The organism is Streptomyces sp. NPDC050211, assembly GCF_040656035.1.
Classification (GTDB): Bacteria; Actinomycetota; Actinomycetes; order Streptomycetales; family Streptomycetaceae; genus Streptomyces.
In genome coordinates this window covers 199114-219617 of record NZ_JBFALC010000010.1, presented here as the reverse complement: position 1 = coordinate 219617, position 20504 = coordinate 199114, and the positions used below count along the sequence as shown (strand labels likewise).

Sequence of the window (20504 nt, the reverse complement as noted above, 5' to 3'; positions counted from 1 at the left end):
GGCCGCTCCGCCATCGGCGTGCCGCCGAGAGCAGCGCGAGGGCCACATCGGCGACGGCGCTGACCCGACGTCGTTCACCGACCGGCGGGCCCACGACCTGATGACCGACGCTTTCGGGCCCGGGTCCAACGGTCCGCCCACCCGTTGTCATCGACCAGACCATGGCGCCCGGCTCCCAGGGTTCCTCGCTCGGCTCGCAGACCCGGAAGGCGATCGACGGCGTCGACGGCGCGGCGACGGTGACGCAGCTACCGCCGACGGAGGACGGCGACGTGCTGGTCGCCGCGGTGTACTCCGAGACGTCCCCACGGAGCGCCGACACACCACGGACCTGACGAACAGCCGGTCGACGGCGGCGGTCGCCGGCACAGACGCAGACGGCTGCGCCACCGACACCACCGCGTCCCAGATCGACTTCCGCGATGTCGTCGCGGTCGGCTGCCGCTCGTCATCGGCGTGGTCGTCACACTCGCCTTCCTGATCATTCTGGCTGTCTTCCGCGGCCTGCTGGTCGCCCTGAAGGGCAGCTGTGCTGCACGTGCTGCGCCGCGTCCTACGGCGTTGTGCCGATGATGGTGTTTGCGATCATCTTCGGGCTGAGCTGAACTGCGAGATCTTCCTGCTGTCGAGGGTGCCCGAGGCCTGGCTGCGCACCGGTGACGCCAGGGCGTCCGCCGCCCCCGCCCTGGAGATCACCGCCCGCGTCATCACCTGCGCGGAGCTGATCATGGTGAGCATGTTCGCGGCGTTCATCGTCAGCGACAACATCGGGGTGAGGATGCCCGGCCCGGGCCTGGCCGTCAGCGTCCTCATCGACGCTACATCGTCCGTCTGCTGCTGCACCGGCCGTGATGATGCTGCGGGCCGCCACGCCTGGTGGACTCCGCGCCTGCTGGATCGGGTGCTGCCGCACATCGTTGCCGAGGGCGAGAGCGAACGGAAAGTGCCCCTGAGACAGCCACCAATGGGCGGATGCAGCGTTCCTCAGGGTGGGTAGGCCGGTGGTGGTGCGGCCGGCAGGCCGTGACCGGACTGATGGCGGATGCGAGGAGAAGCCCATGGACTACTACGATCTCGGCACCCATTCCCGCCCCGTGACGACCTCGTCCGCCGAGGCCCAGCTGTGGTTCGACCGCGGCCTGGTGTGGACGTACGCCTTCCACCACGAGGAAGCCGTCCGCTGCTTCGAGGCCGCGGCCGCGGCGGACCCCGGTTGCGCCATGGCCCAGTGGGGCATCGCCTACGCGCTCGGCCCCAACTACAACAAGCCGTGGGAGGCCTTCGACGGCGACGACCTGCAACGCACCGTCGACCGGACCCACGCCGCCGTGGAACTCGCCCACGCCAGGGCGGCCGGCACCACGCCCGTCGAGCAGGCCCTGATCCAAGCCCTGCGCGCCCGCTATCCGCAGGCGGAGGCGGTGGAGGACTGCTCGGTGTGGAACGCGCCCTACGCCGAGAGCATGCGCGCCGTCTACGACCTCGCGCCCGACGACCTGGACGTGGCCACGCTGTACGCGGACGCCCTCATGAACCTCACGCCCTGGCAGCTGTGGGACCTGCCCACCGGAGAGCCCGCCGAAGGTGCCCGCACGAGGGAGGCCAAGGCCGTCCTGGAAGGCGCACTGGCCACCGAGGAGGGGGCACGCCACCCGGGCCTGCTGCACCTCTACATCCACCTGATGGAGATGTCCCCGACCCCGGAGAACGCCCTTCCGGTCGCCGACCGGCTGCGCGACCTCGTGCCGGACGCGGGGCATCTGCAGCACATGCCCTCGCACCTGGACGTGCTGTGCGGCGACTACCGGCGCGTCGTGTCGGACAACACCCGTGCGATCGCCGCCGACGAGAAGTTCCGGGCCCGCTCCGGCGCGATGAACTTCTACACCCTGTACCGATCGCACAACTACCACTTCAAGATCTACGGTGCGATGTTCCTCGGCCAGTCCCGAACCGCACTTCAGACGGCCGCCGAACTCGAAGCCTCCATCCCCGAAGAACTGCTGCGGGTGCAGAGCCCGCCCATGGCCGACTGGCTGGAGGGCTTTCTGGCCATGCGGGTCCACGTCCTGATCCGCTTCGGCCGCTGGGCGGACATCCTCGAACTGCCCTTGCCCGCCGACCCGGAGCTCTACAGCGTGACCACCGCGATGCTGCACTACGCCCGCGGCGTCGCCCTCTCGGCGACCGGCCGCATCCCGGAGGCCGAGACCGAACGCGAGCTGTTCCACCGTGCCCTAGCCCAAGTCCCGCCCACCCGCATGCTGTTCAACAACACCTGCGCCGACATCCTCGCCGTCGCCTCGGCGATGCTGGACGGGGAGCTGGAGTACCGCAAGGGCAACCACGACACCGCCTTCGCCGCCCTGGAACGGGCCATCGACCTGGACGACAACCTCCCGTACGACGAGCCCTGGGGATGGATGCAGCCCACCCGGCACGCCTACGGCGCCCTCCTCCTGGAACAGGGCCGCGTCGCGGAGGCCGAAGCGGTCTACCGCGCCGACCTGGGCCTGGACGACTCCCTCCCGCGCGCCCTGCAGCACCCCGGCAACGTCTGGTCCCTGCACGGTTTCCACGAGTGCCTGCTCCGCCTCGGCAAGCTGGGGGAGGCTCGCATCGTCGCCCAGCAGCTGAAGATGGCCGCCGCCATGACGGACATCCCCGTTGAGGCGTCCTGCTTCTGCCGCCTGGAGCGAGACGCCAAGGACGACTGCTGCGCCCCGGAGCACTGACGGACAGGGGGATCGTCCTCACCGTCGTAGCGATCCCGACATGGCCAAAATTTAAGGCAGTTGATTGACGTAAATATTCGAGGCCCGATTGACTGCGCCCATGACCTCCCCCCACGCCTCACCCGGCCCCGACGCGCCCGGCCTGGACCTCGAGTCGCTGCGCGCCCGCTACCGAGCCGAGCGGAACCGCAGAATCCGCCCCGACGGCGGCGGCCAGTACCAGCGGCTCGCCGGAGAGTTCGGCTACTACGCCGACGACCCGTACGCCGAACCGCTGCCGGGCCGCGAGCCGTTGACCGACCGGGTCGAAGTCGCCATCGTCGGCGGCGGGTTCGGCGGACTGCTCGCCGGCGCCCGGCTCCGGCAGGCGGGCGTCGCATCGATCCGCGTGATCGAGAAGGGCGGCGACTTCGGCGGCACCTGGTACTGGAACCGCTACCCCGGCATCCACTGCGACATCGAGTCGTACATCTACATGCCGCTGCTGGAGGAGGTCGGCTACGTCCCGCAGTGGAAGTACGCCCCCGGCGAGGAGATCCGCCGCCACGCCCAGGCGATCGGGCGGACCTTCGACCTGTACCGCGACGCCTGCTTCCAGACCCAGGTCACCGAACTGCGCTACGACGACGCCGAGTCGGAGTGGATCCTCACCACCGACCGGGGCGACAGGATGCGGGGACGCTACGTCGTCACCGCCAGCGGCACCCTCAGCGAGCCCAAGCTGCCCGGCATCCCCGGCATCACCGACTTCAAGGGCCACACCTTCCACACCAGCCGCTGGGACTACGCGTACACCGGAGGCGACGCCGATGGAAACCTCCACCGGCTCGCCGACAAACGCGTCGGCGTGATCGGCACGGGCGCGACCGCGATCCAGTGCGTACCGCATCTGGCCGCCGACGCCCGGCAGTTGTACGTGTTCCAGCGCACGCCCTCCTCGGTCGACGTACGCGGCAACCGCCCCACGGATCCCGACTGGGCCGAGTCGCTTACGCCGGGCTGGCAGCGGCGTCGCATGGAGAACTTCCTCACCCTGGTCACCGGCGGCCCGGCGGACGAGGACCTCGTCGACGACGGCTGGACCCACACGGCCCGGCTGCAGCAGAAGCTGATCCCCAGCGACAGCCACCGCCGGCAGCTGCCGCCCGAGGAGCGGGAACGGGCGTACGAGATCGCCGACCACCAGAAGATGAACGAGATCCGCGCCCGCGTGGACGCCCTCGTCGACGACGCGGAGACGGCCGAGTTGCTCAAGCCCTGGTACCGCTACATGTGCAAGCGGCCCACCTTCAGCGACTCCTACCTGCAGACCTTCAACCGGCCGAACGTCACCCTCGTCGACACGGCCGACTGCCACGGCGTTGAGCGGATCACCGAGAGCGGGGTCGTCGTCGGAGGCCGGGAGTACGAGGTCGACTGCATCATCTTCGCCACCGGCTTCGACGTCGGTGTCTCCGGCGTCTTCTCCGGACGGCTCCCCGTCCACGGCAGGGGCGGCGTCACCCTGACCGAGGCATGGCGACAGGGTCCCAAGACCCTGCACGGCTTCTACAGCCACGGTTTCCCGAACCTCTTCCAGCTGGGCCCGCTGCAGAACGCCAGCTCCGTCAACTTCGTCCACGTCCTCGACGAACAGGCCACCCACGTGGCCGCCGTGGTCCGTGCCGCACGCGACCGGCGGGCGCTGCGGGTGGAGCCGAGCGCCGAGGCCGAGGCCGCATGGGTGGCGACGATCCGTCAGAAGGCGGCCGACCTCTACCGCTTCCAGGCCGAGTGCACCCCCGGCTACTACAACAACGAAGGCCGGCCCAGGCAGCGCAGCGAGTCGTACGGCGACGGACCGGTCGCCTTCCACGCCCTGCTGGGCAAGTGGCGTACGAACGGCGGCCTGAACGAGGTCCTCGTCGACGGAGACGGGGACACGGCGTGACGGCGACGCCGGCCGACCGGTACGGCACCGGAGGACGCAGCCCCGGCCGCAGCAACCGCTGGGACATCGCCCGGCTCAACCCGCCCAGCCGGCTGTGGGGTTCCAACGGCGTGGCCTTCGGCCCCGACGCGCGGCTGTACGTCGCCCAGTTCCTCGCCGGCCAGATCAGCGCCGTGGATCCGGCGACCGCCGACATCGAGGTGATCGTCCCGATGGACGGCCCCGTCCAGTCGCCGGACGACCTCGCGTTCGGCGCGGACGGCTCGATGTACATCGCCGACCTCGTTCCCGGGAGGGTGTGGCGCCGCAGCCCGCAGGGCGACTACACGCTCGTGTCCGACCAGGTGCGGGTGCCCAACGGCATCACCTGTGTGGGAGACCGGCTTTTCGTCAACGAGATGAAGATGAACGGCCGGCTCCTGGAGCTCTTCCCCGACGGCCGCGATCCGGTGGTGCTCACCGAGGGACTCGCGCTCGGCAACGCCATGCAACTCGGCCCGGACGGCTGCCTGTACTACCCGCACATGCTGACCGGCGAGGTGTGGCGCATCCCGCCCGACGGCGGAGCGCCCGAACGCGTCGCGCAGGACGTCCACGAACCGGTCGCGGTCCGCTTCGACCGGGGTGGCGTCCTCACCGTTCTCTCGCGGGGCGAGGCCGGCATCGTGACCCGGATCGACCTGCACGGCTCCGGTGCCCGGTCGGTCGTCACCAGTGGCGTCGTGGGCCTGGACAACGCCGCCTTCGACGACGAGAACCGCATGTACGTCTCCAGCTTCGCCAGCGGAGGCGTCACCGAGATGCACCCCGACGGCCGCATCCGCGAGATCGTGCCGACCGGACTCGACGGCCCCTTCGGACTCACGGTCGACCTCGGCGGCACCGTGTACGCGGCAGACCACTACCGCGTGGCCGCTCTGCCGCCCACCGGCGTCCGTGACGTCGGCGAGGTGCGCACGCACGGCCACCTCGAACTGACCCACGCGGTCACCGCGGACGACGGGCTGCTCCATACGACCTCCCAGTACGGCGAGATCAGAACCCACGACCCGGCCCAGGGCGCAACCCGAGTACGCGCGAAGGGACTTGACCGGCCGACGGGCATCACCACGGCGCCGGACGGCCGGACCGTGTTCGCGGAAACGGGCGCCGGACGGATCATGGCCCTGGACGCGGACGACACCCTCACCGTCCTCGCCGAAGGCCTCGGCCACCCCGTCGACGTCGCGTTCGACGCCGAAGGCCGTTGTTACGTCAGCGACGAACAACGCGGCACGGTGCTGGTCATCAATGACCAAGTTCCGCCGGTCACCCTGACCGACGGACTCCAGTCCCCGCAAGGGCTGGCGCTCCTGGGCGACGAGCTGTTCATCGTGGAGACCGGCCGGCGGACGCTCACGGCGATCTCCCTCACCACGGGGGAGTGCCGGGTCGAGGCCGAGGACCTGCCGGTGGGCCTGCCCCCGGGCACGACCCGTACCGAACCGGCCCTCTTCACCCACGACATGCCCGGCACCCCCCGCTCCTTCGCCGGCCTCACCACCGCCCCGGACGGCACGCTGCTGCTGTCGGCGAACGGCGAGGGCACCGTGCTGCGGCTGCGACGAGGGGAGCCTGCCACGTAGTTACTACGTCAGCCGCGCGGCCGCTCGAGCGTCAGCAGCAATCCCTCCACCGCGCCGGGTCCTATACGCCCCTTGACGTCGGCGGACGTGATGGCCTTGAGCGCCCAACCGTCCTCGGCGTGCTTGTTGAGGACCTTCTCCAGCTTGTCCCCGTCCAGTGCGTCGCCGATCAGCGACTCCCGGAAGGTGACGACCTTGTACTCGTACGTCTGAGGGCTGCTCATGGCTACGGGCTCTCCTGCGCGTCGGTCGGCGTGTCCGGGCCACCCAATCACACGCCGGTATCCCAGAGGCGTGACGGCAGTTCCCCTTCGTCCGCGGTGGGCTGACAGCCGGCGCAGACGCCGGTGAGTTCGACGGTGTGCTCCACCGCCGCGAATCCGGAGTCGACGGCGATCCGTCCGGCCCACTCCTCGACCACCTCGGAGTCCACCGGTCGGCTGCTGCCGCAGGCGCGGCAGATCAGGTAGTGGCGGTGTCTGCCGGCGGGCCGCCATCGGTAGAGCCGTTCACCGGCGCCGGCTTGGACGACATCGACCGCGTCCGCGGCCTCCAGGTCGCGCAGGGCCCGGTAGACGGTGGTCAGGCCGATCCGGGCGCCGTCCTCGGTCATGCGAGCGTGCAGGTCCTGTGCGGAGACGAAGTCGTGGCAGCTCGCGAGGGCTGAGAGGAGGGCCGACCGCTGCCGGGTCGGCCGCTGTTGCCTCGTCGGGTCGCTCACACCACGTTCACTCCCAGGGCCTGCCGTCCGACAGTATGATGAAAATGAAAGCCATAGCCATATGAACGATAGCTCATGTGGGGTGGGTGGGTGCGGGGAACGCCGGACTGACGGTGTGTGACGTCAGCGCACGCGCCGCTCCTCCAGCGGCGCGGCGCGCAGCCGGGCGGCGGCGTCGCTGGGCAGGTGGGGGGTGTGGCCCACCAGCCGGGCGGAGTTGGCGACCACGGCGATGCTGCTGGTGTTGTGGAGCAGGGCGGCCAGCACGGGGTTGATGGAGCCGCCGGCGCCCGCGACGAGGCCGACGAGGTTCACGCCGATGGAGAGGGTGTAGTTCTGCCGTACGACGCGCAGGGTGTGCCGGCTGAGCTCGACGACGGCGGCGACATTGCGCAGGTCGTTTCCGGCCAGGGCGATGTCGGCGGTCTCCAGGGCCACGTGGGAGGAGTGGGCGCCCATGACGATGCCGACGTCGGCGAGGGCCAGTGCGGGGGCGTCGTTGGTGCCGTCGCCGACCATCGCCACGCTGTGTCCCTCGGCTTGGAGGTCGCGGATCAGCTGGAGTTTGGCCTCGGGCAGCGCGTGGGCGTGCACCTCCGTGATACCGAGGGCGTCGGCCACGGCCTGGGCGGTCTCGGGTGCGTCGCCGGTCAGCAGCGCGATGCGGGTGACCCCGAGGTCGGTCAGCTGGCGGACGACGGTGTCGGCTCCGCCGCGTACGGCATCGGACAGGCCGAGCATGCCGATCAGCCTGTCGTCGTGGGCGAGGCAGATGACGGTCTCGCCGGCGGTGCGCAGTCGGCTCGTCCAGTCCTGGGCGACGTCGGAGAGTTCCAGGCCGTGGCGGCGCAGCAGGGCGGGGCTGCCCACCAGCAGGCGGGTGCCGTCGAGTTCGGCGCGTACGCCCATGCCGAGTACGACCTCGCAGGCCTGGTGAATCGGGATGTGCAGGTGCTGTTCCTCGGTGCGCCGGACGATGGCCTCGGCGAGCGGGTGCCGGGCGTGCAGTTCGCCGGAGGCCGCCAGGCTCAGCACCTCGTCGGCGGTGACCGCCTCATCGAGCGTGACCACGCTGGTGACCAGGGGGCGGCCGAGCGTGAGGGTGCCGGTCTTGTCGAAGACCACGGCGGTGACGCGGCCGATCCCCTCCAGGTGGGTGCCGCCCTTGATGAGGGTGCCCCTGCGGGCGCCGTTGCCGATGGCCGCGCTGATCGCGGTCGGGGTGGCCAGGCCCGCGGCACAGGGGCAGGCGATCAGCAGCATCGTCATCGCCCGCCGGGCGTCGCGGGTGAGCACGTACGTGACCCCGGCGAGGGCGAAGGAGACGGGCACGAAGCGTCGCGTGAAGGCGGCGGCGACGGTCTGGATCGGGGCCCGGTCGGCCTGCGCCTCCTCGACCCGGCTGATGATCCGCCCGACGACCGTGTCTTGTCCGACCGAGGTGGCCCGTACGGTGATCGAACCGGTGGAGACGAGGGTGCCCGCGTACACCTCGGTGCCCGGCTGGACGTACACCGGGAGCGCCTCGCCGGTGATCGCCGCCTGGTCCACCAGCGCCTCGCCGGACTCGGCGGTGCCGTCGACGGGGATGCGGTGGTGCTCGTAGACCGCTACGACGTCCCCGGTCCTGACCTCCGTGAGGTCGACCTCCACCTCCACGCCGTCGCGGACCAGCCAGACCCGCTCCTCGCCGATGGAGAGCAGTTCCTCGATGGCGCGACGGGTCCGCCGGAGGGTGATGGCCTGGAGGAACTCGCCGATGTTGAGCAGCCACAGCACCATGAGCGCGACCACGTTCTCGCGCAGGATCAGCGAGATCACGGTCGCTGTCGTGACCAGCAGATCGGTGCCCGCGTGGCGTCTGCCGCCGAGGCTGCGTGCGGCGCCGCGGAAGAACGGCAGCCCGGTGAAGACGGTGACCGCGCCGAGCAGGCCGGCCGAGCCCGCCGGGGCCCACGGGGGCCGGCCGAGCAGGCGCCGCAGGGCCACGCAAGCAAGCACCGCACCGCCGACGACCAGCCGCGCGACCTCCCCCGTGGAGGAGTCGGGCACGGACCGGCTGTCCCTGGCCGGCATCCCCGGCGGCGGCGCCTCGGCGAGGGCGGCGACGAGCCGGTCCACGTCGACCAGGTCGGGCTGCACCCAGACGATCACGGCGCCGGTCCGCGGGAAGATCCGCAGTGCCCGGAAACCCGGCAGATCCGTGAACCGCTCATCGACGATCCCGGCACAGCCGGGCCGCGCGCGCAGCCAGGGAACCAGCAGCCGTACGCGGCCGGCGGCGGCGGACCGCACCACCACTCCGGAACCGGAGCCCGGACCGGGCACGGGCCCATCGCCGGGTGCGGGCGTGCCGGACATGACGACCGCCTCTCAGTGCTCGTGGTCGTGGGCGTGTCCCTCGACACCGACCGCCGAGGGCGGCGGCGCCTCCTCACCCAGCTGCTCCCTGGCCTCCGCCAGCAGGTCTCCGGCCTTCAGGCGAGCCTCCTCGGCGGCCTCCCCGAGCCGGCGCCCCGTCGTGATGCCACCGGCGATGCCGCTGACCAGCAGCCGGCGGGCCACGGGTTTCGCCTTGGGGGCGGCCTTGGCGGCTCCTCGCAGAACCAGTACGCCGGCGGTTCCGGACAGGGCGTAGTGCGTGATGCGGCCCACGACCACACCCGCGAGAGCGGCGGGATGCATCATGGCCTCCTTCCGCGGAGCCCGCGAAGGGGATTCATCCTTCTTCGGCGCGGTATATCCATTCTCGTCCCGCAGCGGATATCGCGCATCAGCCGTACAGCGCCAGGCCAGGGCGACAGAGGGTCATTTCCCGGTAATGATTGTCATATGGAATGGCTGGAAGGCCTTCTTGACATCCGTTTCCATCTAGCGTGGTGCTGACGCCGGGACAGGTAGAGCTCGGTGGACGTCCCCCCTGGTTGCGGAGGAATCATTCATGCGTGCGTCCTCATCCCGGCGCCTGGCGCCGCTCATCACCGGTGCTTCCCTGGTCCTCCTGGCCGGCTGCGGCAGCTCGTCCGATTCCGGCAGCGACACCGGCGCCGGGCAGAGTCCCGTTTCCGCGTCCGCCGTCGCCGTAGTGGCCTCGACGAATGTCTACGGCGACATCGTCAAGCAGATAGGCGGTGGGAAGGTCGACATCACCTCGATCATCAGTGATCCCGACCAGGACCCGCACTCCTACGAGGCCAATACGCAGAACCAGTTGGCGCTGTCCAAGGCGAAGGTCGTCGTCGAGAACGGCGGCGGCTACGACGACTTCATCGACCGCATGCTGAAGAGCAGCGACAACTCGTCCGCCGAAGTGATCAACGCCGTCAAGGTCTCCGGGAAGACCGCCCCGGCGGGCGGGGAGCTCAACGAGCACGTCTGGTACGACTTCCCCACGACCGCCAAGCTCGCCGACCGCATCGCGGCAGCCCTGGCCAAGGCCGACCCGGACGACGCCGCCAGCTTCACCAAGAACGCGGGCGCCTTCAAGGCGAAGCTGAAGCCGCTGGAGGCGAAGGAAGCGCGGATCAAGACCGACCACGGCGGCGAGCCGATCGCCATCACCGAGCCGGTGCCGCTGTACCTGACCGAGGCGAGTGGCCTGGTGAACAAGACGCCCGAGGAGTTCAGCGAAGCCATCGAGGAAGGCGACGACGTCTCCCCGAGGACCCTGCAGGAGACGCTGGCGCTGTTCACCGACAAGAAGGTCGAGGCTCTGGTCTACAACGACCAGACCTCCGGCCCGCAGACCGAGAAGGTCGAGCAGGCGGCCAAGACCGCCGGGATTCCCGTCGTCCCCGTCACCGAGACCCTGCCCGAAGGCAAGGACTACCTCGGCTGGATGACCGCCAACGTCGACGCGCTCGCGAGCGCGCTGGGCAAGTGAGGCGGCCCACGGTGACCTCCTTGCCCCGTGCCCGCGAGGGCAGGATCGAGGACCGTGGCACGGACGCCGCGGTGATCAGCCTGCGCGGTGCGGCCCTGTCCTACGGCGAGCGGGTGCTGTGGCAGGACCTCGATCTCGACGTCCGGGCAGGGGAGTTCCTGGCCGTGCTCGGGCCCAACGGATCGGGCAAGACCAGCTTCGTACGCGCCCTGCTGGGCCAACGACAGCTGTCCGCGGGGAAGTTGACGGTTCTGGGCCGTCCGCCGCACAAGGGCAGCCGGCACATCGGCTATGTCCCGCAGCAGGCCACGCTGTCCGAGCAGGCGATGTTGCGCGCCCGGGACCTGGTCCGCTTCGGCATCGACGGGCACGGCTTCGGGCCCCGGCTGCGCTCGGGCGCCGTACGCCGCCGCGTGGACGAGGTCCTCGCCTCGGTCGGGGCCGCCGCGTACGCGGATGTTCCCGTCGGCCTGCTCTCGGGCGGCGAGCGTCAGCGCGTCCGCATCGGGCAGGCGCTGGCGACCGACCCGCGCATCCTGCTGTGCGACGAGCCGCTGCTCTCTCTCGACCTGCACCATCAGCGAGCCGTGACGGAACTGGTGGACGCCCGGCGCCGCTCGCACGGCACGGCGGTGGTGTTCGTGACCCACGAGATCAACCCGGTGCTGGGACTGGTGGACCGCGTGCTGTACCTCGCCCGCGGGGGCTTCCGGGTCGGCACCCCCGACGAGGTGCTGACCTCGGAGGCGCTGTCGCAGCTGTACGGCACACAGGTCGACGTCATCCGGGTCCGGGACCGGATCACCGTCGTCGGCGTGCCCGACGAGGTGGCCCAGCCGCCGCACCACTCTGAACTGCCCCACGGAGTACGGCCATGACGATCGCCGAGGGGATCTGGCAGCAGATCTTCAACTTCGACAACTACGGCGAACTGCTCGCCCTGGTCCGCAACTCCCTCATCGCAGGCGTCGCACTCGGCCTGGTCGGCGGCCTGGTCGGGGTCTTCGTCATCATGCGGGACCTGCCGTTCGCCGTGCACGGGATCAGTGAGCTGTCGTTCGCCGGCGCCTCGGCCGCGCTGCTGCTGGGCGTGAACATTGTGGGCGGCTCGATCGTCGGCTCGCTCATCGCCGCGGGAGCCATCGGGCTGCTCGGTTCGCGCGCGCGGGACCGCAACTCGGTGATCGGGACCCTCATGCCGTTCGGCCTCGGCCTCGGCGTGCTCTTCCTCGCCCTGTACAAGGGCCGGGCGGCGAACAAGTTCGGCATCCTCACCGGGCAGATCGTCGCCGTCGACACCCCGCAGATGTCCTGGCTGCTCGGCACATCGGCCGTGGTGCTCGTAGCGCTGATGGTCATGTGGCGCCCGCTCGCCTTCGCCAGCGCCGACCCGGAGGTGGCCGAGGCCCGGGGGGTGCCGGTTCGGGCCCTGTCGTTCGCCTTCATGCTCGTACTGGGGCTCGCGGTCGCGCTGTCCGTGCAGATCGTCGGCGCGCTGCTGGTCCTCACCCTCGTCGTCACACCCGCGGCCGCCGCGGCCCGGATCACGGCGTCTCCCGTGCTGCTGCCCGTGCTGAGCGTGGTCTTCGCGGTGGCCTCCATCGAGGGCGGGATCCTGCTGGCCCTGGGCAGCAGCATTCCCATCAGCCCCTACGTGACCACCATCTCGTTCGCGATCTACCTTGTCTGCCGGCTGGTGGGCACGTACCGGACCCGGCAGTGGGGAGCGCGGGAAACCGTTCCCGAGTCCGCCTGACCAACCGTCATCGGGCTACCTCTCGTGGGGATTCGAGGGGGCGGCTCCGCGATGCATGCAGGAGTTGCTATATGTTAATGTCGCAATGGATCGGCCGGCATGAGTCCGCGGCCGGTCAGAGGAATGCGCAAGGAGCCCCCATGAGTACTGCCACCGACCACCGCACGCACCAGGACCACGTACACACCCACGGCGAGGGCTGCGGACACGTGGCCATCCCGCACGGCGACCACACCGACTACGCCCACGACGGCCACATTCACCGGGTCCACGGCGACCACGTCGACGAATGCGCCGCCGCGGGTCATGCCGCCCATGAAGACCACGACCATCAGCACGGTGAGGGCTGCGGGCATGTCGCCGTGCCGCACGAGGACCACACCGACTACGTGCACGACGGTCACCGTCACGCCGTTCACGACGGGCACTGGGACGACCACTGAGAATCCGTGGCGCTGGGAATCATTGTCATATGCTAATTTGTGCATGTGGCGATGACCTCCCCTTCCTCCGCCGGTGAGCCACTTGAGGCTCTCCAGGCAGCCAGTGACCTGCTACGCGCCCTGGCCTCACCCGTGCGCGTCGGCATCGTGCGCGAACTGGCCGAGGGCGGGAAGTACGTCCACGAACTCGTCGCCGCACTGGGCGTGAGCCAGCCCCTGGTCTCCCAGCATCTGAGGGTGCTGCGCACCTCGCGCATCGTCACGGCCCGGCGCCAGGCCCGCGAGACGCAGTACAGCCTCACCGACGACCATGTGGCGCACATCGTGCTGGACGCCATCCGGCACGCACAGGAATAGGCGCACCACGTGCGAAACGAGACACGTCGACGTCACTGCGTCAGGTCTTCATTGCGGTCGGCGCAGGCCTGCGATGAGGAGTGCGACCAGTTGGCGGGCGTCGTAGCGGGGGTCGCTGTCCGCGCCGATGCAGAGGTTGCCGACGCCGCGCATGAGTGCGTAGGCGTCCACGTCGGCGCAGATCTCCCCGGCGTCGGCCGCCGCTTCGAGCAGCTGGGTGCAGACGGGCACGAGGCGGTCGAGGAAGTACGTGTGCAGCGTGTCGAAGCCGGAGTTGTCGGACTGCAGCACGGCGGCGAGTCCGTGCTTGGTGACCAGGAAGTCGACGAAGAGGTCGATCCACTGTCCCAGCGCGGCATGCGGGGTGGGAGCGGCCGAGAGAAGGGTCGGTCCCGCCTCGGCGCAGGCGTCGACCTGGTGCCGGTAGACGGCGATGATGAGATCCGCTCGGGTGGGGAAGTGGCGGTAGATCGTGCCCATCCCGACGCCGGCGCGGGCCGCGATATCGCGTACCGGCGCGTCCACGCCCGCGGTGACGAAGACCTCTGCGGCCGCGTCGAGCAGCGTCTCCTTGTTGCGCCGGGCGTCCGCCCGCTTGGGCCGGGCCGGGCGTGCCACGCCCTCCTCGCCGTTGTTCCCCACGCCAATTCCTCCACTGATTCGCCGGCCGCGCTTGCTAAGCGGAACATCGCTCCGTATCGTTAACGGAGCAACGTTCCGCTTATTCATGCTATCCGCCATGGAGGCATACGGTCATGCAGTACCGCACCTTGGGCCGCACCGGTGTGCAGGTCAGCTCCCTCGCGCTCGGCGCGATGAACTTCGGCAGGATCGGACGTACCACCCAGGACGAGGCCACCGCCATCATCGATGCCGCACTCGAGGGCGGCATCAACGTCATCGACACCGCGGACATGTACAGCGCGGGCGAGTCGGAGGAACTGGTCGGCAAGGCCATCGCCGGCCGCCGCGACGACATCGTGCTGGCCACGAAGGCGAACATGCCGATGAGCGACGAACCCAACCATCAAGGCAGCTCGCGCCGTTGGCTGGTCACCGCCCTGGACGACAGCCTGCGCCGCCTCGGCGTGGACCACGTCGACCTGTACCAGATCCACCGGTGGGACCCGAACACCAGTGACGAGGAAACGCTGTCGGCGCTGACCGACCTGCAACGCGCGGGAAAGATCCGGTACTTCGGCTCCTCGACGTTCCCCGCCTACCGCATCGTGCAGGCCCAATGGGCCGCCCGCGAGCATCACTTGAGCCGCTACGTCACCGAACAGCCCAGTTACTCGATCCTCCAGCGCGGCATCGAGGCCCATGTGCTGCCCGTGACCGAGCAGTACGGGCTCGGTGTGCTGGTGTGGAGCCCGCTGGCCTCGGGCTGGCTGTCGGGCGCGGTCCGCGAGGGCCGGGAGGTCACCACCAGCCGCTCCACGTTCATGCCGGACCGCTTCGACCTCTCCCTCCCCGTCAACCGGGCCAGGCTGGAGGCCGTCGAACAGTTGGCCAAGGTCGCCGACGAGGCCGGGCTGACCATGATCCAGCTCGCGCTCGGATTCGTGACCGCGCATCCCGGCGTGACGAGCGCCCTCATCGGCCCCCGCACACCGGACCACCTGCACGCCCAACTCGCCGCCGCGGACACCGTGCTCTCCGCCGATGTGCTCGACGCGATCGATGCCATCGTCGCCCCCGGCACCGACCTCGCCCCACACGAGAAGCACGACACACCGCCCGCGCTGCTCGACCCGTCCCTGCGGCGCCGCTGATCACTCGAAGTCGCTCTGTGCCCCTTGCCCGCTGGCCGCCCGTCGATGCGCACGATCACGCCCGACGCCCCGACCCAGTGGATGAGGAACACGCGGATCCGCCTGCCTCAGGTGAGCACGGGACGGGAGATCTCCACCAACTGCTGGTACAGCTGCAGCCGGCCGTCCATCAGCGGCGACGGCCGCTATGTCGCCTACCAGAACGGCAAGACGGAGGACGTCTTCGTGCGGGACCGGACCAGCGGCACCACCTCCGGCCCGATCGATGGCGTGTCCACGTGGGCGACACTCGTCCAGCTCAACGATGACGGCAGCAAGGTCGTCTACCTCTCGGGCTCCGACACCTACGTCCACGACATGGGCTCGGGTACCGCCCAACTGGTGCCGAATGTCGGGGCGTGGCCATCGATCCCACCGGCCGCTAACTGCTGTACGCCCCGAACGACACGAACGGACCGTCGCCGACGGGGCGCGACGTGGTCTTCCAGTCCACGGCCGACGACATCGTGCCGGGCGACACCAACGGTAAGTCGGACGTCTTCATCCGTCACTTCTCCTGATCGCCCCGGCACGAACGTCACGGCACGACCGGCCCGCTCGGCCCGGCCCGACGAGGTCGAGCAGGTCGGTGACTCCCCGCGTGGTCACCGACCGCTGTCCCCATGGTGTGGCGTGAATATGGACGGGAACCTTGCGAGAACCTTGCTTCACTGGTGAGCGGACCGTGCACAGGGACCTCGGGGGCGCGCATGACGGACTTTCTGCTGTTGGGCACCGTGGAGTTACGGGGGGCCGACGGCACGGTGCTGGACGCCGGTCCGGCCAAACAGCGCACGGTACTTGCGGCACTGCTGGTGGATACGGGCCGCTGGGTGGCAACGGAAACGCTGATCGACCGGGTCTGGGGCGAGGACCCGCCGGCCCAGGTGCGTCCCTCGCTCTACGCGCACATCGCCCGGATCCGACGGATGCTGGCGAGCAGGGGCGCGCCTGTCGGCTCGGGCAAGGACAGCGCGGGGCCACAACTGCGGCGCGGCCCCGGCGGCTACCTGCTCGACGTACCGCCCGGCCGGGTGGACGTGCACCGGTTTCGGCGCCTGCTCGAACAGGCCCGGGAGACGGGTCGCACCGATGCCGAGCGGGTGGCGATGCTGCGTGAGGCGGTCGGGTTGTGGCGCGGTGAACCGCTGGCCGGGCTGGCCGGTGCGTGGGCGGACCGCACCCGGCAGAGCTGGGAGCAGCAGCGCATTGAGGCGGTGCTGGCCTGGGCCGATGCCGAGTTCCGGGTGGGCCGGCACGCCGGGGTGATCGGCACGCTGACCGCTCTGGTCGCCGAGCATCCGCTGGTCGAGCCGCTCACCGTGGCCCTGATGCGGGCGCTGCAGGCCGCCGGACGCGGTCCGGAGGCCCTGGCCCGCTACACCGACCTGCGGAAGCAACTCTCCGAGGAACTGGGGACGGACCCGGGGGCCGGGGCGCAGCGGACGCATCTGGCGATCCTGCGCGGCGAATCCGTCTCGCCGACGGCCCGTGATGAGCAACTGCCTGCCGAGGCGGGGCGCGGTCGCCGGGCGGTCCCGGCGCAATTGCCTCTGGAGGCACGGGGGTTCACCGGGCGGGAGGAGGAACTGGCGCGGCTGGACGGGATCCTGGCCGCCGCGGCGGAACGGCCGGCCGCGGTCGTCATCTCGGCGATCGCGGGTGCGGGCGGCATCGGCAAGACCTGGCTGGCGTTGCACTGGGCACACCGCCACACCGAACGCTTCCCGGACGGCCAGCTCTTCGTCGACCTGCTGGGCTTCAATCCGTCCGTGCCGCCCATGGAACCGGCCACGGCCCTGCGCGGCTTCCTGGAAACGCTGGGCGTGGCTCCGCACGCCGTGCCGTCCACGTTGCAGGGCCAGGCCGGCCTGTACCGGAGCCTGCTGGCGGACAAGCGGATGCTGGTGGTGCTGGACAACGCCGGCAGCCCGGACCAGGTCGTCCCTCTGCTGCCGGGCAACCCGGACTGTGTCGTCCTGATCACCAGCCGCCGCAGACTGACCGAACTGGTCACCCGTCACGGTGCCCGTCCCGTCGTCCTCGACCCGCTGAGCGCGGAGGAATCGCGCCGCGTTCTGGACGTGCGCCTGGGCGCCGCACGGGCTGCCGCCGAGCCGGACGCCGTCGAGGAACTGCTCACCTGGTGCGGCGGATACCCCCTCGCACTGGGCATCGTCGCGGGCCGCGCCGGCTGCACCCCACGCCTTCCGCTGGCCCGGATCGCCGCCGAACTCCGCGAGGCCACGACCAGGCTCGACGCCCTCGACGACGACACGCCCGCGGGGAGCCTGCCGAAGGTGCTGTCATGGTCGTACGACGCCCTGACCGTCGTACAGGCACGGCTGCTGGCCCTGCTGGGCCTTGCTCCCGGTCCCGACATCGGGCTGTCCGCGCTCGCTTCTCTCGCCGACCTGCCCACGCCGGAGGCCCGTGCGGCGTTGCGTGCGCTGGAGGACCTGCATCTCGTCGAGCAGCACGAGCCCGGACGCTGGCGCATGCACGACCTGGTGCGTCTCTACGCCGCCGACCGGGGCCGGCAGGACCTCGCGGCCGGCGAACGGGACGCGGCGCTGCGGCGACTGGTCGAGTTCTACCTGCACACCGCGTGCGCGACCCGCGGCCTGATGGTGCTGGAGCTGGACGACACACCTCCCCAGCTCGGCGTGCCCGGCCCCGGCTGCCGGCCGCAGCAGCTGACCACGCAGGCCGAGGCGGTGCGGTGGCTCGCCGATGAGCTGCCCAATCTGCTCGCCGCGCAGGAACTGGCGGCCGACCGCGGCTGGCGCCGACTCGTGTGGCAGCTCGCATGGAGCCTGGACCACTTCCAGAGCCTGCTGGGCCATGTTCACGACCGAGTGGCGATGTGGCAGGCCGCACTCGCCGCGCTCGATCCGGACGACTCGCTCGAGGTGCACGTGCGGGCCCAGTGGCGGCTCGGGCACGCCGCCGCTTATGCCGGAGCACACGAAGAGTCCACCAAGCAACTGGAGCACGCGCTGAGCCTGGCCGAGCAGGCCGGTGATCACGGCACCCAGGCCCGCATCCACATCGCGCTGGCACAGGGACACGGGCGCCAGGATCACGTCCGTGCGGCGCTGGACCACGCCACCCTCGCCGTACAACTGGAGCGGGAAGCGGACCTGCCGGCGGTCCGGGCCGCCGCGCTCAACTCGGTGGGCTGGTACAGCGCCCGGCTCGGGGACTACGACCAGGCTCGCGTCCACTGTGCGGCAGCACTGCCGTTGGCCCGCCGTATCCGGCACGAGGGCGTGGAAGCCGACATCCTCGACAGCCTCGGCTACATCGCCCACCACACCGGCCACCACGACGAAGCGGTGGGCCACTACCGGCTCGCCGTGGCCCGGTACCGCGCCATCGGCGGAGACTACTGGGCCGCCGACACGCTCGACCGCCTGGGCCACGCCCACCACGCGCTCGGCAACCCGGAACTGGCCCGCACCACCTGGGAGGAGGCAGCCGCGATGTACCGGGACCAGCACCGCCACCAGCCCGCCGAACGCGTTCAGCGCCAACTCGACGCCCTCGAACGGACGGAGAGCGGCTAAGTTCGGCAGCGCCCCAAAGGGGCGCGGGGCTGTGTCGATATGCGGCTCCGCCGCGTGGGCGCGACCAGCCACGACGGCGCCGCAGCGAAGCGACGGCAAACCGCGGCACTTCCAGCGGAGCGCTCAGGCGGCCGGGTTGTCCAGGGGCCGTAGTTCGTCCGCGTAGGAGACGGAGATGCGGCGCATCACACCGTCCGCGGTGATGTCGTACTGGCCGAGGCGCCACAACGGGGGCGAGTACGCGTGGATCGAGACCGTGTCGTCGGTGGCGCCGGTGAGACGGTGAATGTGCTCGGGCCCGAAGCAGAACGCTCCGCCGGCGCCGACCGTGCTGGACAGATGGCTGCCGCCGATGCGCGGGTTGGACTCGTTGAGCGCCCCCTGGACGACACGGACCGCGCCCGAGGAGATGTCGTGGTCGTGCCAGCCGGTGTCGTTCTGCCGGGTCCAGCACAGCAGCCATACGTCGACGTACTCGTCCCGGTACAGGGAGGCGTAGTGCCGCTGCTCGTCCGAGAAGGCGATCTGCTCGCGCCAGAGCTCGGGGCGGGCGGCGAGGTCTTCGACGAGTGCCCGGAGTTCGTGCTTGTCGAGCGTGCGGTCCGGGAGGGACTCGTAGGTCACGGGTGGCTCCTTTCTGTCTTTGCGTCGGCGAGGCTCATGTGCGGCCTCGCAGCAGGCGGTCCGGGTTGGTGGTGCGCAGGGCGTGGACGGCGGCGTCCGTGCCGATGTCGGGGATGACGGGGGACGCGTACGGGCGGTCGCTGCCGCTGACGATCACGTCGATGCCGACGGCCCGGACGAGGGCGTCCACGGCGCGTGTCCCGTAGGAGGACGTCTCGTAGAAGACGTCGAAGTCGATCTCGCCGCGTCCGCCGCCCCGGGCCGCCAGCCGCTCGCCGTGCAGCGGGGCCAGGCCGGCGAGGGCGGCGAAGCAGACCCGCAGGCGTGGATGGCGGGCGCGGCCGAAGGCACGGAACGCGAACCATGACGCGTGCATCTGGTGCAGGTAGGGGACCAGCGCGGGCCACCAAGGGGGCGCGTCCTGGGCGGCCGGGGCGGCGCCGGGGTGGATGAACAGGGGCTTGCCGAGGCGGATGAGGACGTCCAGGAGCGGGGCGCACTCCTGCCAGCCCGCGGCGTCGAGCAGTGCCGTCGCGGGGAGTTGGAGGCCCACGCAGCCCCGGCGCAGCTCGTGTTCGACGGCCTCGGGGTCCGGCTCGGACAGACAGGGCGAGGCCCAGACGCCGAACGGGGCCGGGAGGGCGAGGGCGCCGTCGTGGAACGCGGTCAGCAGCTCGGTGGCTTCGGCGGGCGGCAGGTACTCGACGCCGAGCGGGCTGGAGAGGGAGACCAGGGCCAGGCCGAGCCCGTCCGCGGCGGCGAGGCGGGCGCGCGCGGCGACGTCGTGATCGGCGGGGTCGACCACGTACGGCGGCTCGCCCGCGAGGTGCAGGGTCCAGCCGTCCAGATACGGCGGCGTGGTGCGGGCGCGCAGCAACTCGATGAAGGCGGGTGGCCAGATGTGCTGGTGGACGTCGATGAGCACGCTGCAGTCCTCGGGAAGCGCAGGTCGGCGGGGGTGTTGGCGTTGTTGTTAAGCGCTTCAGTGATGCGGTTCACTTAAGCGGTTAACCAGATGTGGTGTCAAGCGTGCGCCCACAGTGCGGA

General features: G+C 70.6%; 18 protein-coding genes and 1 pseudogene. 11 read left to right on the top strand and 8 right to left on the bottom strand.

Annotation, left to right across the window (positions count from 1 at the left end; all coding sequences use genetic code 11):
* Positions 1–40: 40 nt before the first annotated feature.
* The 4 genes and pseudogenes from AB0I98_RS13850 to AB0I98_RS13835 form a co-directional block, all read left to right on the top strand.
* Positions 41–997: pseudogene (locus tag AB0I98_RS13850) on the top strand (MMPL family transporter); the annotation flags it as partial.
* 61 nt (positions 998–1058) lie between these two features.
* Entirely contained in the window at positions 1059–2735 is a 1677-nt protein-coding gene (locus tag AB0I98_RS13845) for a hypothetical protein (protein ID WP_362940089.1), read from the top strand.
* A 100-nt stretch (positions 2736–2835) separates the two neighbouring features.
* Positions 2836–4665 (top strand): NAD(P)/FAD-dependent oxidoreductase, encoded by a 1830-nt coding sequence (locus tag AB0I98_RS13840; protein WP_362940086.1) that lies wholly within the window; start codon positions 2836–2838, stop codon positions 4663–4665.
* A 65-nt stretch (positions 4666–4730) separates the two neighbouring features.
* The gene (locus tag AB0I98_RS13835) at positions 4731–6290 is read left to right on the top strand and encodes a hypothetical protein (RefSeq protein ID WP_362940132.1); all 1560 of its coding nucleotides are present in this window, start codon (positions 4731–4733) and stop codon (positions 6288–6290) included.
* Between the two features lie 8 nt (positions 6291–6298).
* Here AB0I98_RS13835 and AB0I98_RS13830 read toward each other — a convergent pair whose 3' ends face one another.
* The 4 genes from AB0I98_RS13830 to AB0I98_RS13815 form a co-directional block, all read right to left on the bottom strand.
* Entirely contained in the window at positions 6299–6514 is a 216-nt protein-coding gene (locus AB0I98_RS13830) for a DUF4177 domain-containing protein (protein WP_362940083.1), read from the bottom strand.
* 47 nt (positions 6515–6561) lie between these two features.
* The gene (locus tag AB0I98_RS13825; protein WP_362940080.1) at positions 6562–7011 is read right to left on the bottom strand and encodes a transcriptional repressor; all 450 of its coding nucleotides are present in this window, start codon (positions 7009–7011) and stop codon (positions 6562–6564) included.
* A gap of 123 nt (positions 7012–7134) precedes the next feature.
* Positions 7135–9372 carry a cation-translocating P-type ATPase gene (locus AB0I98_RS13820; protein ID WP_362940077.1) on the bottom strand — a complete coding sequence of 746 codons (2238 nt, stop codon included), beginning with the start codon at positions 9370–9372 and terminating at the stop codon, positions 7135–7137.
* Positions 9373–9384: 12 nt separating this feature from the next.
* Positions 9385–9699, bottom strand: coding sequence for a DUF1490 family protein (locus AB0I98_RS13815; RefSeq protein ID WP_362940074.1), 315 nt, complete (start codon positions 9697–9699; stop codon positions 9385–9387).
* A gap of 253 nt (positions 9700–9952) precedes the next feature.
* On the opposite strand from AB0I98_RS13815, the gene AB0I98_RS13810 reads away from it, so the two are divergent.
* The 5 genes from AB0I98_RS13810 (at position 9953) to AB0I98_RS13790 (ending at position 13450) form a co-directional block, all read left to right on the top strand.
* Entirely contained in the window at positions 9953–10894 is a 942-nt protein-coding gene (locus AB0I98_RS13810) for a zinc ABC transporter substrate-binding protein (RefSeq protein ID WP_362940071.1), read from the top strand.
* Between the two features lie 71 nt (positions 10895–10965).
* Positions 10966–11772 (top strand): ATP-binding cassette domain-containing protein, encoded by an 807-nt coding sequence (locus tag AB0I98_RS13805; RefSeq protein ID WP_362940129.1) that lies wholly within the window; start codon positions 10966–10968, stop codon positions 11770–11772.
* Positions 11769–12650 carry a metal ABC transporter permease gene (locus tag AB0I98_RS13800; protein WP_362940068.1) on the top strand — a complete coding sequence of 294 codons (882 nt, stop codon included), beginning with the start codon at positions 11769–11771 and terminating at the stop codon, positions 12648–12650. The genes AB0I98_RS13805 and AB0I98_RS13800 overlap by 4 nt, the downstream gene beginning before the upstream one ends.
* Before the next feature lie 140 nt (positions 12651–12790).
* Entirely contained in the window at positions 12791–13093 is a 303-nt protein-coding gene (locus AB0I98_RS13795) for a hypothetical protein (RefSeq protein ID WP_362940065.1), read from the top strand.
* Between the two features lie 51 nt (positions 13094–13144).
* Positions 13145–13450 carry a metalloregulator ArsR/SmtB family transcription factor gene (locus AB0I98_RS13790; protein WP_362940062.1) on the top strand — a complete coding sequence of 102 codons (306 nt, stop codon included), beginning with the start codon at positions 13145–13147 and terminating at the stop codon, positions 13448–13450.
* 48 nt (positions 13451–13498) lie between these two features.
* On the opposite strand, the gene AB0I98_RS13785 is transcribed toward AB0I98_RS13790, so the two are convergent.
* Positions 13499–14092 carry a helix-turn-helix domain-containing protein gene (locus AB0I98_RS13785; protein ID WP_362940059.1) on the bottom strand — a complete coding sequence of 198 codons (594 nt, stop codon included), beginning with the start codon at positions 14090–14092 and terminating at the stop codon, positions 13499–13501.
* Positions 14093–14205: 113 nt separating this feature from the next.
* On the opposite strand from AB0I98_RS13785, the gene AB0I98_RS13780 reads away from it, so the two are divergent.
* Complete coding sequence (locus AB0I98_RS13780; protein ID WP_362940057.1) at positions 14206–15225, top strand: aldo/keto reductase; 1020 nt, start codon at positions 14206–14208, stop codon at positions 15223–15225.
* Between the two features lie 421 nt (positions 15226–15646).
* Here the strand turns inward: AB0I98_RS13780 and AB0I98_RS13775 are convergent, their stop codons facing one another.
* Positions 15647–15769 carry a hypothetical protein gene (locus tag AB0I98_RS13775; RefSeq protein ID WP_362940054.1) on the bottom strand — a complete coding sequence of 41 codons (123 nt, stop codon included), beginning with the start codon at positions 15767–15769 and terminating at the stop codon, positions 15647–15649.
* A 205-nt stretch (positions 15770–15974) separates the two neighbouring features.
* Between AB0I98_RS13775 and AB0I98_RS13770 the strand changes: the two genes are divergently transcribed.
* Entirely contained in the window at positions 15975–18833 is a 2859-nt protein-coding gene (locus AB0I98_RS13770; RefSeq protein ID WP_362940051.1) for a BTAD domain-containing putative transcriptional regulator, read from the top strand.
* Between the two features lie 123 nt (positions 18834–18956).
* On the opposite strand, the gene AB0I98_RS13765 is transcribed toward AB0I98_RS13770, so the two are convergent.
* Together AB0I98_RS13765 and AB0I98_RS13760 are read right to left on the bottom strand one after the other, a co-directional pair.
* Entirely contained in the window at positions 18957–19457 is a 501-nt protein-coding gene (locus AB0I98_RS13765) for a cysteine dioxygenase family protein (RefSeq protein WP_362940048.1), read from the bottom strand.
* Positions 19458–19491: 34 nt separating this feature from the next.
* Positions 19492–20382 (bottom strand): amidohydrolase, encoded by an 891-nt coding sequence (locus AB0I98_RS13760; protein WP_362940045.1) that lies wholly within the window; start codon positions 20380–20382, stop codon positions 19492–19494.
* Positions 20383–20504 lie beyond the last annotated feature (122 nt).